This window comes from Stieleria neptunia, assembly GCF_007754155.1.
GTDB lineage: Bacteria > Planctomycetota > Planctomycetia > Pirellulales > Pirellulaceae > Stieleria > Stieleria neptunia.
This window is the reverse complement of record NZ_CP037423.1, coordinates 4690247-4706253: the sequence shown is the minus strand read 5'-3', so window position 1 is coordinate 4706253 and position 16007 is coordinate 4690247. Positions and strand designations below refer to the sequence as shown.

Below are 16007 nucleotides of genomic sequence, written 5' to 3'. Positions count from 1 at the left end.
CAGATGCTAGCAAACGCCGCAGTTCTTTAACCTTTCCGTCCGTGACCATCGCAATCTCCGTGAAAACAAGGAGCGCATTGCCTCAACAATTCGGATACCGAACGATGGTGGTTGCCTCAACAGAAAGATACCCAAATCGTAGGTGGCGCCATGGAAATGCAAGCAAAAGCTGCACTGATTGACTCGATTCGTTCGCGATACTACGGCGCACGGAAACGAGACAAGTCGCGGATACTCGATGAATTTGTTGCGATTACCGGACACCAACGTAAGTACGCGCTGCGAATTCTCGCTGAACGCCAAAACACCACCCCAGAGCGTTGTGAAGTCGTGGGCCGCAAAATATACGACTGCGCGGTCAAGGAGGTGCTTGTAACGCTCTGGGAATCTTCCGATCGCCTATGCGGCAAACGCCTCAAAGCGATTCTTCCCGAGTTGCTGAAGTCGATGGAGTCGCACGGTCACATGAATCTTGATGATTCTCTCAAGACGCGGGTGTTGTCGGCAAGTGCTTCAACCATAGACCGACTGCTTCGTCCTATACGTGAGGAAGCGACTGGAAAGAAACGCGTTCGCCCAAAGAAAAAGGTCCGCGCTGCAGTTGCCGTCAAGACCTTTTCCGAATGGGATGATGTCGCCCCTGGGAGTCTCGAAGTAGATTTTGTTGCTCACTGCGGAGGGAATCTATCCGGCCCATTCATACACAGTTTGGTTGCTACAGACGTTGCGTCTGGATGGACGGAATGCATCCCGATTCTGATTCGCGAGCAGTCTCTCGTCGTCGAATCTTTGGAATTGCTGCGGAACAGATTTCCGTTTCCAGTCCTGGGAATAAACACTGACAATGACAGTTCGTTCATCAACGAATCAGTCATCAAATTCTGCGATTCCCAAAGTATCACATTTACTCGATCACGGCCCTATCGAAAAAACGATCAGGCATGGATCGAGCAGAAGAACGGTTCTATCGTTCGCAAACACCTCGGCTATCAGCGATTCTCGGGACCGATCGCATGCCAAACCATCGCACATCTTTTCGATAGTGTTCGTTGGTACGTGAACATGTTTCAGCCATCCTTCAAGCTCTTAAGCAAGACTCGTGACGGCGCCAGGGTAAGCAAGAAGTTTCACTCACCTCAAACGCCATGTGAACGGCTACTTAGTGACTCGCGAGTATCATCCGAATCGAAAGAGTATTTGCGACGCAACCGTCTTGAACAGGACCCGCTAGAACTACTACACGCAATCCGACAATCGCAAGCTGCGCTGGATTCGCTGTCGACGGAGGATTCGCTCTCCCAGGAGCAGCAGATTGATCTCGAAGAATTTCTTTCACAGTTACCGGAGCTATGGAAGAAAGGCGAGGCCCGACCAACTCATCAGCCGAAGCCGATGCGAACGCGAGATTATCGAACGCGTCCAGACCCCTTTGAAGGAGACTGGACGACGATTCTTGGATGGCTTGAAAAATCCCCAGACGCAACTGCGTCGTCGTTACTCGAAAGGCTCATCGAACGATCGCCCGACAAATACAACGGCGGTCAACTACGAACGCTTCAACGTCGCGTGAGTCAGTGGCGGAATATCATGGCAAGGAAATTAGTGACGGGCACCACGGCGACCTAAGTGTCTTGCTCGCCTATGAAAAATGTAACCGCTGGCATAGGGCGGCTTCGCTACGCTCAGCAGCCCTATGCCAGCATTCTTTCTAGTCCTTCCATTTGGGTATCCTTCTCGGCTGAGGCAACACGGCCGGGAAAACCAATCGCCGCTAGACACACGCGTGAACTGAATGTCTGAATGTTCCATAGGAGACGATGCATCAGTTTACACCGCATCAGGTCTCCATTGTCTCGCCGTGATGATGAGACTCGGTTCGAGAGCGGCCGAGTGGCTTGGCGGATCAGTGCCGGGGGAGCCTGTCGGTGATCCGCAGAGGGCTTTGGCCGAACAGACAAGCTGTCGGATGATGGTTTACCGAGTGGCTCGTTCCCGGCTTACCTCGCTTAGGCTCGGACGCGGTCACTTTCGCCCTTCTTGATAAGGAGCTCGGCCTCCTGCCTCGCACTGTTCTGATCGGGCTCCGCCCTCGGCGTCGGTGCTGCTCGCTATCGCTCGGCGCTACCCTCATCCTTCGGTCGCTGTCACCACCTCCGCGGGCCGTCGGCTCCGCTCGGTCGATCCCTCCCTCACTCCGGTCGGCGAACGATGGCACGCTACCTCACTCCACAACCATCATCACTCTACCACTCCTTGTCTCCCCCTCTCCTTGTCTCCCTCTCTGCCTTCCCGCTTCCTGCCATCGTTGTCCGACTGACATCCTGTCCCCGACGGGTTTCAGTCGACGGGCATCCTACCCGCCGTGCCTTCGGCGTTCTTTGGGCGTCCGGATAAGCGGTCGGTCTTGCGGCAAGACTAAGCGGCCTCCCATTGCGGCGGAAGGAGACGCGGTTGTGTGTTCACGTCAATCGTCCGCCGCTGATTTGCGGGAATCCACCCCCGTCCGTTTTGATTGTTCTGACCTTTTGCTAAATCATGCCCTTCGGCTTACATTTGCGGCTGATCCACCAATCTCAGCTAGCAATTCTCCAACCTAAACGCTCGTCCGACGCATTTTGAAAGGACGGGTTTGGAACCGTCTGGCAATATCTAAAAAACTGGGGACACGATTCTAGCAGATTCCTTCATCTCCTCGAAGTTACCCATTAACGCAAATCTCCCAGATGGCAACTTCCTTAAGAATAGCAGGTACTCAAAATCTAGGATGGCGACCCAATCGACCCCGCGGAATTTCTGCTTGCCCACACGAAATTCGACCATGGCTGAATGACGTCTGCCCTTGGTTGCTCCCAGATCTTTCATCGCAAAGTTTTCGAGGATCAGAGGACCTTCTGGAACAACTCCTTTGAGAACCAGCGAGGGGCTGAATCTATAGGCGTCTACCGTAATATGCTCTTCTAAGTGGCTAGGTACAGCCAGCAAACTTCTCTTGTTTGTCTCGATCCGGCCATTGCATTTGGCAATAACAACGATGTCAGCTTGACGCATCAGAGCATCGAAGTCTCCAGCCCCGACGGGTGCATTCCCATTTAGTTGACGTTTTTGCTAGCAACCCGTCGGGGGCTTGGCTGCTGTTTCTGGATCCGGTGTTGACGGTATCTTGGGCGATTCAAGGATGATTTTCCACTCGCCTAGCAAGGATGCCGACGACAATGCAAGGACTAGACATGGGGCAAGAGAATGGTGAGCGGATTGAGTCGGCTGAAGAAATGCTCGCGCTCTTTTACGCTCAGTTGGTTCCCAAAGTTACGCTCTGGAAACAACGGATCTCAGATCATCCCGAGCAACTCGCAACGCTGGAAAGAACCATCCATGATGCCTTTGCCCGCGGTGCGGACATGGTCGTCGCCGGGCTGATCTCCGCGACCATGATCGAAAAAGGTTTTGAAAAAGCATGCCAATCGAGTCGGGTCAACTTCTCAAGACCGCTTCAGAAAGGGCGCGAGACTAGGGTCGCCGTTCGATTGCTCGGCGGCATGCTGTTCTGGGCCACAGCGCTCTACTGTGCCCCTAAGAAAAAGTTGCTTGGTCGAGACGATTCGCCCCGCGTCGGCTTGCATGTTTCGCTTGCTCAATTCGGGTTCGGCAAAGGCGTCTCGCCCGCGCTGGAGAGTCGCGTGGCACGCCAAGTGGCATTGTGTCCTTCGATCGAAGTGGCTCACCGAGAACTGGTTCGCGATGGTATCACACTTGATATCAAGGCGGTCAAACGGATCGCCTATCAATCTGGCGACGGCTTATTGCGCCTACGACGGCATCGGCTCAAACTGTTTCGGCAGGGCAAGTTGGCGAGCACCGGTGAATTGGCCGGGAAACGAGTGTCGGTGCAAATTGATGGCGGAAGAATGAAAATACGCGGCAAAATGCTACCTGCATCGACTTCCAATGCGTCAAGCGATGATGTCGCTCAGGGGCAAGCTGACTCGCCCGGACGCTCGGCAAAGAAACCTGCACGCTCGTTTGAAGCGGACTGGCGGGAGCCTAAACTGATGACGATTTTTGTTCACGACGAGCAGGGGCGGATGGTGAAGGAGCATGAAGCGACGATCGATGGCACCCTGACTGGGCCCGACGCGATCGCCGAATTGGTTGCGATGCATCTGCATCGGCTCGGAGCCGCGGAGGCACATAGCGTGACGTTCGTCGCCGATGGCGCCCCCTGGATTTGGGATCGTATTGATCGCATCATTCAATATGCGGGACTCACGAGCGTCGTCACGCATCAGGTCTTGGACTGCTGCCATGCGGTGCATCACGTTTCCAAAGCGCTTGCTTCGCTTGGGCTCGACGCAGACGTCCGCCAGGGGCTTTATCGTCAGTACCGAACGCTGCTGCGAAACGGTCAATGGCGGCGAGTGGTTGATGAGCTCGCCGGCCTAGAACGCGTCGGAAAATCGGCCACAGAACTGGAAACAGAAATCCATTACCTTTGCCGACATGGTGAAGCGGGTCGGTTGAGTTACCCTGCCTATCGTCGCAGCGGAATCCCTTGTGGTAGCGGGGCGATCGAAAGCAGCATTCGCCGCGTGATCAATTTGCGTCTAAAGAGCAATGCAATGTTTTGGAAAAGCGAAAACGCGGAGCAGATGCTTCAAGTTCGCGCTCATCTGATTCCTAATCGTTGGGATGAATCAATCGGCGAGCTGGCCGAATTCCGTCGCACCCAGGCAAGCGACAGTTGGCACTGGGAGCCTCGTCCAATGAGCTGCAAAGTTGAAGCCACTGACCAACAACTCCTTTCGGCCGACGATTAACGTGATTTTTGCGTCAACTAAATGGGAATGCACCCGCCCCGACTGCTTCTGGACGCAGGAGAATGAACATTAACAGAATCAAAGCGGAGCGTAACACAGGCACCTCCTTACAAGCTTTCTGGATCAATCTTTATTGTGTCAAAGCTGCCATCACCTTGGCCGAGAGTCATCATCACTGAGTTCTCGTCTCCGCAACAATCCCAATGCAGCCCAGCCGATGAGCTAACAGATCCAAGGCTGCTTTCCCAACCTGCAGGGGCATCTGCATATCCATTGTTTACCCGCATTTCTCCACTCGGAAGCTCTGGACAGATAGAAATTAATCCACTGGGCGACGGATTGCGCCACGCTCTCTCTAAGCTACCGTCGGGATCCCGGACTGCACGTGTTTCTCCACGGAAAAGTATAACGCCCTTGTCGCCACATCCGCCTGGCATCAATAACCCAGACTCCCACGAGTCGCCGAACGGATTGGGCCCCGCTATCCCTGGTGCGTTTTGAACGCGAGGAGCTCCCTCATTAGCCGCGGAAATCACCCCAAAGATTTCATACCACTCACAAGCGTGGACCTCGGCGACACCTGGCTTGCAGCACTTTTTGTCGGTGCCTTCGCACTTGCGTTGAATTATCGAAAACTGAATGTGTTGAACAATGAATATTTGGCGTCCACGCCCACTTTCAGCTTCATCGACATTGACTCCTATCTTATTCGTGCCGGAAAACGTTCCGCAACTACCGATTCCAGTGACATTGGCCGTCAACGATACACGCACACGACCGCCCGGGTCCGTAGTTGATAGCGTGTCTGAAAATTCATAAAGAGAGCTATGGTCAAAATACCCAATTGGATCACGACATAAGAACCGACCCGTTTCAGCACAATATATTCGAGCACGGTAGTGATACAGTCCGAGCTTGCCGTCCCGCTCGCGGCCCGTATATGTGTACCGATTGCCTTCCGTCGTCGCAGTACGACTACTTCCGCTGCCATCGAAGATCGACAAATTGCCGTACGCGTCATAAGCGTAGCGTTCTTTGATCGTCCCGCTCGAATCGGTCAGCGCGGTGATGGAGTACTGTTGGGTGCGATGGTAGTAATGCTTGGGATTCGTAGCAAACACGCCAAGTTTCGTGGGGATTTGTGGCGATTGCCGGTTGGGCGATGGGGCGATCTGCAGTTAATGGAACTGCAGGCAATTTGTCTGCAATCCCCTGCAGCTAGCGCGAACGTGGATGTCGATTTGCGGTGCGATCAGGGGTGTGCCTCTCCGTTTCACACTCCGTGATCGCGTCGGCGACGACTGAATCGCACGTTTACTCGAAATCGTAGACCGCGAAGATACTCACGCTGAATCGTAACCCATCGAGGGTTGCGGCAGTCACATCGGATTGCGAATCCTCCGTGGCGTCCGCATCTGTATCGCCATACGACGCGTAGTATTCCGATCCCATGTAGGCGGACCTTGAATAGGTGGTGGAACTTGTGCTTTCGTTGGGCCACAACGTCTTGAGTTTGCCCAACTTGACCTCCAGTGCTTCGGCCGTCACTTGGGCGGATGTCTTCGCCTTTGCGATCGCGGACTTCAATCCGTCCCGACGCTGATCAGGACTCAACTTGCCTACAAATTGAATGCGGGCTTCGCCGGAGTCACCCTCCTCCATATACATATACGTTTCGTCGCCCATCGCTTGACTCGCCTCCAGCTTCTCAAGTGATTCTTCGTCCAAATCCGGTGCGTTGTTGTCACCCTGGAAATCGCGCTTCGAAATTTGGTCTCGCAATCCTTGCGGCAACAAGGACAGGGCTTCCGGATCCGTGGTCGGCAATGGCCAATCGACTCGTAGTGATGCCGTCGCCGTATAGACGGTTGGGACTTCGCCCAAATCAGGTACAACTTGCCCCATTTGACGTTGCATCATTCGCATGTATTGCTGTTGTTCCGAATTGTTGCTGCCGCCTGTTGAAAGTTGAGTCGATGTGAATTGAACCGACTCGCTGTTCGCGTTCATTTCGCCCAATTCTTTTCGCACACGCTGCTTGTGTGCTGCCAGCGAGCGAACCGCCGATTTGGGGTCTTTTCCCTGAGCTTTGACGGACATCGTCAGCCGCAGCGCCGATGGCTCGACCGTCACCGTTGCGGTGCCTCGGGCAACGATGCCTTCGGGGACGGACCCCGACTGAGCCAGAGTCGGTGTCGGCGACATCAGCCAAAACGCCAGCAGGGTTCCCGCACAGAACGCGATGTCCAGCGATCGGTGGGCACTTGGATTGTTACGATTCATAAACTTCTCCCAATTTGTTGTAGTATGAAAACGAGGTCAAAAAGAAAAGATGCCGTCGGAATCTTGCAGGTGTACTTTGATGATTTTCTTGACGCGATCGTCCCGTAATGATGACAGTGCGAAATGAACAGCATCCCGGTCGCTCCATTCCAAATCTCGGGCACATCGATCATAGATTTCAATTGCATCATCATCCGTGCGGCCCGCTTTGGCCAAAACAAGCGTCATGAAAACGAGCGGCTTTTCGAGTGTACCGAGTCGGTCCAGCAGCGGGGCGGGCGCAGACTCATTTCCGAGCAAGATGAGAAGGGTCTCGGCGATGGCCGCAGACGTCGCGTTCTCACTTTTGCTCAGTCGCGTTAACGCTTCCTTTGGAAGCGGTCTGTTGATCAATTGAATCGGTTGCAGTCCGGACCAATGATAGACCGACGGGACAGCGATCGTTTGGGAAATCAATTCGTGATTGACATTTTGGGATGCCAGGCGATGCAGTGCGGTTTCGGCAACCCATTGGTTCGGATTGTCCAGCAAGACCAACGCACGATCGACCGACAAGGATGATGCGTCACTGAGCGCCAGAACCGTCGCCACACGCAAGAACGATTCGTTCTCGGGAGGTTGCCGGAGGACGGCCAAAGCCTCCGCAGTGGCATGCCTTCGGCTGACGTTTGCGAGCGCCGCAAGCAGGATGGCCTGATGCTGCGGCGACTTTGCCGACTTGTAACGCTCGATCAGCCATCGCACCGAATCTGCCTGGTGAGGATAAAGGCCGACGACCTTGCGTTTTGCCAGGCCTCCTGCAACGTCGATGGATAACCGTTCGTCGGTCAAGGATTCCGAATCCTGATCAGCGATGCCCCCGGTAAGTGCACGAACAAGGTACTGGACGAATCGAGACGACGCTTCCTTGGAAAGATCAGACGACTGGCGGAGTTCTGCATCAATCTCCTTCGCAATGTCCAACGATTCCGTGAGAGTGGCCGCATCCCAATCCTTGTCCAACGATTTACCCGCTTCATCAGATTTCAAGTCAGAGAGTTGACTCCGCACCCATTTCATCCGTGCTTCCGGCGACAGCCAGGACATCCATTGATGTTCGCTCAACTGGCCTGGGGCAACGCCGGAAGGTGTTTCCAGGACTCGATCTGCCGCCGAGTCATCTCCGGAAACCATCAACGCGACGGCCGCCAAGCGACGTTCGGTTGGATCATCAGAATCGAGCATCTCAGCCAGAATAGGCTCGCAATTTCGTACCCAAGTCGGTCGCGTCAGACTCGCATCACGATTCTGCCACCGATCGAGCCAGTACGATACGCTTCCGAGTCGGCTCGAATCGAGCTTGGCAAGGTCGTTCGAGTTATCCTCGGCTTCTCGCGGTTGTCGTTCCGGGGCAGGGGGCGCGTCACCAAAAAAGGAATCGGTGAAATCGAAAGAAGGTGCCTCTTCGGAACCCAAATCGGTTGCAGTGGGGTCACCGGCATTCTCGTCGGGTTGCTTTGATCCGAAGAAGCTGCCGATCTGGTCGAGCGGGTCGTCCTCGTTATCGTCGCGTTCGCGGGAATCGTCGTCACGTCCTGCCGCCCGATCGTTCTGGTCGACGGTTTTGGCATCCGTTTCCGGCGCTTCGGGGATGAAGACTTGCGGGATCGGCCGGATCAGCGCGATCGAATCAATCGCTCGCCCTTCGTTGGTCGAGAACGCCAGCCGCCACTGTTTGAGTTCATCCCCAACACTCTGTTCTCGAAACTCTTCCATACACGGAATAAAGGCCCGAATCGCCGCCAATCGGACGTCAATGCTGTCTGATTTCATCAGATCATCCAACCGATAACGGAGCGTCGTCGGTGAAACTTCGGTCATCAACAACGCGGCGTCGGCAAGTCGGCTTGGATCGTCTCCGTCAAGCCACTGCGTACTCAAATTGACCAACGGAGTCAGCAGCTGTCCGCGTTCGTAGCCTTCCACGGATTCAAGGATGTCTCGACCGCGTTCCAGATCAGAGAGCAAGAACTGTGCGACGGCATCCGCAGTCCGCTTGCTGACCACTTTCGGGACAAGATACTGTGCCTTGTTCGCCACAAAAGTATCGGGATCGTTGGTGTGTTCCAGTACCGCATCGGCAACGGGTTCACTGACCACAGAACCTCCGGCATCAAGGTCCATCAGATAACTGTTTTCACTGACGAATTCATCCACGGCATCCAAGGCAGCCGCCCGGACTCGCCAGCGTTCGTCATCGATCAACTGTGCGAGTGCGTCGCTCGCCTCGACACGGCTGGCCAACTTACCCAGGATCTTGGTCGCATAGATGAGCAGATCCTCATCGGACTCAGATTCCAAATACTCGACGAGCCGCTTGGTGATTTCATCGTCGGGGTCTTCGGCGAACTGCCGGAGCACGGCTGTCCGAACGCTGGGGCTCTCATCATCGAGCAATCTCTGCATTCGGTCGCCCGACATCAGCGCACCGATCCGGTGCAGAGCCGAGACGGCCAGTTCTCTGACCAACGGATCCCGGTCCTCGGACAATTCGTCGATCAGCGGCTGGTCCTGCGAAGTCACATCGGCGAGAAGTTTTTCGGCGGCCGAAAAGTGTGTGGGACGATCCAGTTTCGAAAGCGATTCGATCAATCCGGCATTGGCGAGCCGAGTCGACGGGCCGGCCAGGACGCTGTATCGAACCCGGCGCAAACGTTGTCGTTGGTCATCCGTCAACGACTCGGCCGTTGACTCGATGCGTTTGGCTTCGTCCGCCGCATGATCGCCGATCACGATCGCTCGCTGGATCAACTCGTGATGACGAACTTCCGGTGCGGAGAGAAGTTCACGCAGGATGTCGCCGATCTGTCGGCGGTCATTCGCGGTTTCGCTAGCGTCAGGCTTCAGCGCCGCGGACTCCGCGGGCAACCGACGCAGCCATTGGACCAAGGGCGGCAACGATTCCGAATTGATGGATTCCGGGATCCACGGATCCATCGCGCCGACCGGCGCGTGCCAGTTCGCCAGGATCTCCAATGCGGTCAATTGAGCGGCCAGTTTCCCCGCACGAAGTTGATCGACGACGGCGCCCGCGGTAAGACTTCTGTGATCGGATAGACGTTTGGCAGCGGCGGCTCGGACCGAAGCGGAACGCCAACCCAAAAGCTCGGTTAGCTCATCGATCTCGCTTGCATCGGGCGCACCCGACGCAAACAGCACCGATTGCAGAACGGGGTCAGCATTCTGATAGTGGTCTTCAAGCCAGGCTTCCAATTCGGCCAATGGCATGTATCCCGCACGCGACGCCACACTGGCGCCCGATCCGTCCAGGACCCGCAGCGAGGGCAGTGCGCCGACTTGAAAGTGTTGGGCGATCTCCGGGTTCAAATCAACATCGACGAAGGCCAACACCCAGCGGTTTAAGATGGGACTCGCTTCCGGCGTCGTCAGCTCATTTTCGAGCCGTTGACACCACCCGCACCACTCGGCACCAAAAACGACCAGCAAGGGTCGCTGTTCAAGCAGCGCCAATCGCTTGCCTTCTTCGAACGTGTTGACCGGTTCGATTCGATCTCCCGCATGTCGCGGATGATCGTTCTCTGATTGGCGGTCCACTGCCATGCCGGGCGATTCTGAAGCGACCGAACGCGACGGATCAGAGTCATCGGTTTGTGTCGGTGAATCATCTTCCGCGGGCGAATCGGGTTGAGATTGCTTTGGCGGATCGGGGTTCGACTGGTTTGAACCGAAAAAATTGTCCAACAGATCGACGGTATCTCGTTCGACGTCTGCCGGCGATTCGACTGGGGGATCATCCGCTCGCCCGGTACTTCCCGGCCCGAAGCCTGTCAGCAACCCGAACATCGCGACAAAAAGCAGAGGCATCGTTCGCTCGATCACAATTCGACCTCAGACAGATTAGAGTCGTTGCCAGGCAGGTCCGCGCCGACACCATGGACGATCTTGCTCCAATAGGAATCGTATTGAAACAACGGGCTATTCTCGCGATCGTGACAGCGCACGCACTGCTGTGCGGCAACCCAGGGAGTCTTGACTTTGGGGTTGTTGACATGTTCATGCGATGGACCGTGGCAGTTCTCGCAACCGACATGGACGTGATCCGGAGAGGAGGCGACGTTTTGAAAGCCCGCTTCGATTCCGTAGCCGGTGGTATGACATTGCTGGCAGGATGGATCAAACTGGGCCGACTTGGCCACGAGAACATCCCAAGCATGAGCATGACGAGACCGATGCCAAACCGAATCATCCGGCGGGTGGCAGGTGGCACAGCGATTTGACCCGGCAATGGCAAAACCCTCGCGATGGCTTGTTAGGCTGGATACCAAACCGGTTTCGTCCGCGGGAAAATCCAGAACCGACAACCTCTTGTAGTAGGCATTCAGATTGGCGACTTGCGCTGCACTTTCATCCATTTCGCTGGACACTTCGATCAATCGCGAATCACCGGTACGATAGGATTGTGCATCGCTAGAAGCGTCGATCACCAATTCGCCGACATACTTTCCCTTGTTCGTTGCCGACATGACGACCACCTCGCCGATCTCATTGGGACTCATCGATTGGCCCGTCGGTCCGCCGAGCACGGCGTGGACTTCGGGAAGTGCTGCAGCCAGCGATTGAAGCTGGCCCTGATCCATGTACGCCAACACAATTCGAACGTCTGTTTCAACTTGATCGAGAGCAGCGACGACTGCAGACACCGGGTCTTGAACCGACCAGGCATCGTTGTGGATCAGTTGAGGATCGATCACGCCGACGATCCCCACGCGACAACCGCCGACTTCTTCCACGAGGATACGAGTTGGGGTCCAGCTTCCATCCTTGGTTGACAGGTTCGTCGAGAGCCACGGTGTGCCCGTCGATTCGGCCAGCCGTTGCAGGACATCGGGCCCGAGATCTGTTTCGGTCTTGCCAAGGTTATGGGCACGCAGATCCATCAACATCATCCCCCGGAGGATCGATTCGAGTTTGACCTGATGGTATTCGGAGGTGCCACTTGCACTGCCCCCGACGTCGACATAGATCGTGGGACGCTGTTCGCGTTGGGTGTCGATCAGTGTTTGCCTGCGGGCGAGACCTCCGGATTGGTTCGACGCGCAACCGCAGGGAGTGATCCAGCCCGCCGTGTCGCCGCTGAAGATCAACCCGAACGATGTCGGTTGTTGCCGATGACAACCACCGAACATCAAGGTCAAGCAGAGGAAACTTCCTCCGGTGCCAATCAACGAATGAACGAGCTTTGAATGGGACGTCATACTTATTGCAGCAAGCTGTAAATGACAATGTTCACGTTCACTTGCTCGGCATTGGTGATTTCATTTCCTCCGCAACAGCAACATCCTTGAGCGTTCGACGTGTCGTTCAAGCCGTCTTGCGAGTACAGGACCCCCAGTCGGGAACCGAAATGGATCCCTTCAAGCGGCCGCGGCGTGCCGTGTTTGGCTTTCAGGTCAGCGATGTCATAGGCGGTGTGAAAGATCAAATGATCCATCGGCAGGACGGCCATCTCTTGCCCCGGAAAGACCTTGACCATTTCGCGTCGAAACGATCGATTCCACTCGGGGGACGAACAACCGGCAGACGCCAACAGAAAACCGCCGCGTTGAACGAAGCGGCTGAGGTGATCACGTTCTTCGGGCAACAGATCGAATTCGCCTTCGCCGGTCATAATCACCATCGGGAAATTGTAGATTTCATCCGAGGACAGCTTCACGGAGTGAAGTCGGCGAGTGGTACTGATCGAAGAATCGCTCTCCGCTTTGCGCAGAAAGTTATCCGCGAAACACTCGCTGGTCTTCGTGCCGGCATAGATCAGATTTGCGACTTGAACAATGCTTTCCGGCTCACCGCCTTTTGAGTCTGGATCGGCAACGACATTAGACGGCGGATTCGAGCCTTGCTTTGCATTCGTCTCCTCCGCGTGCGAAGTCGCAGCGAGTGCGACAACGACCAGACCGCAACCCAAACGTTGCATTTGTTCCAACCACCACTGATGGATACACATGATTCACTCTCCCAATTGCTCGGCGAGTTGTCGAAAGTATTCGGAAACCTTATCCCGGTATTTACCGGGGATCGCTTGATCGGCTTGTCCGCCACCGGCGTCATGGGGCGGCTGATCGATCTGATTGGATTGTCCGCCGCCGGGTGAACCGGACCTGATCGAGGCAATCCCACCGGAGGCGCGGTCGCCACGTCCTTGGCGAGGGCTGGTCGCGGAGGTTGGCATCGCCCCGTACATTCCAACGTTGTTGGGTCCGGGCTGACGCATGGAGTATCCGCCACCGGCACCCCAACCGAGTCCCATCCCCGGTGAACCACCCGGCCGCATACCACTTGCCCCCGGTTTCATGCCCATCATGGACAAGATCTGTTCGATCGAATTCCCCAAGCTTGCTCCGCCGGCCCCCGGATTGAACGCCATTTGACAGTTCTGACAGGCTTGATCGCCCATGCCTTTGCATTGGGACAAAAAACTCTCCAAGATATCGGCCGCTGATTTGGCATCGTCGTATGCGTCGGCAAACTGATTTTCCAATAGGCCTTGCTGCGCGGACAACATCTCCGATTCAGCCTGGCTTTCGCGGATCCCGTCGACAAACTCTTCCGCAGTCCGCCGCAGCTTTTCCAAGCTCGGTTCGTCGGGAAGGGCTTTGGCGTGTGCCTCGATATCGTCCAACAACTGGTCAAGCGCTCGACGAAGCTGCTGTTGTTGTGTTTCCAATTCGGCGACGCGACCTTGTTCCGGATCGGTCTCGGAATTCAGCGAATTCAATCGTCGAGCCAAGTCACGCTGTTGGCGGACGAGTTGCTCGAATCGTTGCTGGTCCACGATCAGCGGCATGATTTGCTGCAACTGTTGAAGCGGCTCGACCGCGTTTTGCTGAAGGTCTTGCCGTTGGGAAGCGACTTGTTCGCCCAGCCGCCGCAGCATTTCTTGTTGTTCGCTCGATAGATCTTGTTGGGATTGTGGATCAGCAGCGGTGGCGTTTTCCAGCTGCTTGGAAAGCTGCTGAATTTGTTTGGCTTGCGCGGCAAGCTTCTCGGTCAACTCGCGATCGACGTCAATCGGCATCGGATGTTGACTGAACTTTTCCATCGCTTCGGCGGCCTCGTCCGCGGCTTGTTTCGCGGCGGCCAATTTCTCGTGTAGCCTTTCCCTGGATTCGGCCGAACCGTCTTCTGCGGCGCGCTTTGCAGCTTCATCGACCGCGCGGAGGGCCTCGGCAAGGTGTTCCAATTGGCGTTGCGCCGCCGCGTACTTGGCCTGCAAGCTTTCGACGCCCTTCTGACGAATTCTCAATTCGTCCAGTTCTACCTGCGAAATGATCCGCACGACCGTTACCGGTGATTCAGCGCCTTTCGCACCGTTCGGGTCGTTGTCTTCGATCCTTGCGAACAACTGTATTTCGTCGCCGGAACTTAAGCCGTACTGATCCAGCGGAAGATCCCAGCGGACGCGTTGTTGGCGGGTGCCATCGGTTTCCAGTTCCATTTTGCTGGCCGGCGATCCGTTGAGCGACCGATAGAGCCACATTCGGGCGATCCCGTAGTCATCGGCGCCTTCGATCGTCACCGGCAGCTTGATGTTCGGGGTCGCAAGAGAGATGGGCCTGGGGGAGGTGATGCGAACGACGGGATGCCCATCTTTGAGAATGCCGATACTTCCGCTGATCGATTCCCGCGATGTGATTCCGTCGATGTCCGTCACGGACAGCGTGAATTGACCGGGTCGGGTCAACCGCATGGATCCGTAGACGGTTGACGACGCGGCTTCTGCTTGGCGGCTGACGAATCGACTCGCATCCTCTGTATCGGGCCAAAGCTGGATTGTCTCACGAGTCTCGTCACGATATTGCAAATCAATACGGCCTGACGCCAGGGGGCGATTGCTGGCGAGTCGCCACATGACTTCCGTATCCGGCAAACCCTCGATGCCATGATCGGGAATCGGCCCTTCATAGGTTCCGTACCGCGTGTATTCCGGCGGAGTGATGCGCACCGTCGGTGGCAATAATTGCGGCAACAAGATCACCTTCAATTCGTGCTGGGTCGACCGTGAACGTCCACTCATCGCAAACACGATCAGTGGTTCCGTCACGTTACTGAGCATCGCTTGCCAGTGCGTTTCTGATTGGGTGTCGGGGGAATTCGCGGTCGGCAACATGGGCAACACGCTTTCCTCACCTTTCAGCGTCCGAATCACCAACTGCATCCGTTCAACCCTGGCCCCGGTACTTGTCGCACGGATCAACGTACTGTCTCCGTAGGTGACAGAGTCGCGATCCAATTGCAATTCAATCATCACCCCCGTATACGGTGGTACGTCGGAGGTTGGGGACAGCAGACGCGTCACTTGAGTTTTGGCGATCGCGGGAACGATCATCGCAACCAACAAGACAACGCTCAGCATCGAAAACAAAATAACAGATGGGCGGCGTAGTGAATCGAAGCGAAAGACATCACCGGTCGAAAAGGACGCGGCGAGTTGGCGCGACCGGTCGACCGCGAGTGACGCCATCCCAAGCGTCAACGAATCTTTCGAAGGCCACGGTCGTGCCTCCAATTGCAGACCGACCAAGACCTCGCCCCCGGTGTCTTTTTCCGCATCGATACACCGCGCGATCGCATCGTCGTTGAAATGAATCAATCGGACCAGCAGTGCCGCGGCAGTGACCAGGATCGCGACCTGCGGCGCAATGCGGGACACCCACCAACGAATCCCGTCGGGCAAGGCCCAGACGAGATCAATCCACATCGCCGCGATCCAGATCACGACGATGGTTGCCAATGACCAGAGGACCATCCGCGTTGACGCCAGGAACAACCAACGCTTGCGGTACGGTCGCAGCACCGATGATACACTTGATCGGATCGAGTGATCGGAATTTGGAATCGACGACATAGTGT

Annotated in this window: 9 protein-coding genes; 2 read left to right on the top strand and 7 right to left on the bottom strand. The window is 55.8% G+C overall.

The window, feature by feature from the left end; translation table 11 throughout:
* The first annotated feature begins 111 nt into the window (after positions 1–111).
* A complete protein-coding gene (locus tag Enr13x_RS16305) occupies positions 112–1626 on the top strand; it encodes an integrase catalytic domain-containing protein (protein ID WP_197455208.1) in 1515 nt (504 codons plus the stop codon).
* 1023 nt (positions 1627–2649) lie between these two features.
* Here Enr13x_RS16305 and Enr13x_RS16300 read toward each other — a convergent pair.
* A complete protein-coding gene (locus Enr13x_RS16300; RefSeq protein ID WP_145387802.1) occupies positions 2650–3048 on the bottom strand; it encodes a hypothetical protein in 399 nt (132 codons plus the stop codon).
* Between the two features lie 179 nt (positions 3049–3227).
* On the opposite strand from Enr13x_RS16300, the gene Enr13x_RS16295 reads away from it, so the two are divergent.
* A complete protein-coding gene (locus Enr13x_RS16295; protein ID WP_145385934.1) occupies positions 3228–4814 on the top strand; it encodes a hypothetical protein in 1587 nt (528 codons plus the stop codon).
* 107 nt (positions 4815–4921) lie between these two features.
* On the opposite strand, the gene Enr13x_RS16290 is transcribed toward Enr13x_RS16295, so the two are convergent.
* From Enr13x_RS16290 to Enr13x_RS16265, 6 genes are all read right to left on the bottom strand, one after another.
* The gene (locus Enr13x_RS16290; RefSeq protein ID WP_197456069.1) at positions 4922–5935 is read right to left on the bottom strand and encodes an RHS repeat domain-containing protein; all 1014 of its coding nucleotides are present in this window, start codon (positions 5933–5935) and stop codon (positions 4922–4924) included.
* Positions 5936–6128: 193 nt separating this feature from the next.
* The gene (locus Enr13x_RS16285) at positions 6129–7097 is read right to left on the bottom strand and encodes an SIMPL domain-containing protein (protein WP_145387798.1); all 969 of its coding nucleotides are present in this window, start codon (positions 7095–7097) and stop codon (positions 6129–6131) included.
* Between the two features lie 36 nt (positions 7098–7133).
* Entirely contained in the window at positions 7134–10961 is a 3828-nt protein-coding gene (locus Enr13x_RS16280) for a thioredoxin domain-containing protein (protein ID WP_145387796.1), read from the bottom strand.
* Positions 10962–10972: 11 nt separating this feature from the next.
* The gene (locus tag Enr13x_RS16275) at positions 10973–12352 is read right to left on the bottom strand and encodes a multiheme c-type cytochrome (RefSeq protein WP_145387794.1); all 1380 of its coding nucleotides are present in this window, start codon (positions 12350–12352) and stop codon (positions 10973–10975) included.
* A 2-nt stretch (positions 12353–12354) separates the two neighbouring features.
* Positions 12355–13101: a DUF4159 domain-containing protein gene (locus Enr13x_RS16270; protein ID WP_145387792.1), complete on the bottom strand. Its 747-nt coding sequence runs from the start codon at positions 13099–13101 to the stop codon at positions 12355–12357.
* A 3-nt stretch (positions 13102–13104) separates the two neighbouring features.
* A complete protein-coding gene (locus tag Enr13x_RS16265) occupies positions 13105–16002 on the bottom strand; it encodes a coiled-coil domain-containing protein (RefSeq protein WP_145387790.1) in 2898 nt (965 codons plus the stop codon).
* Positions 16003–16007 lie beyond the last annotated feature (5 nt).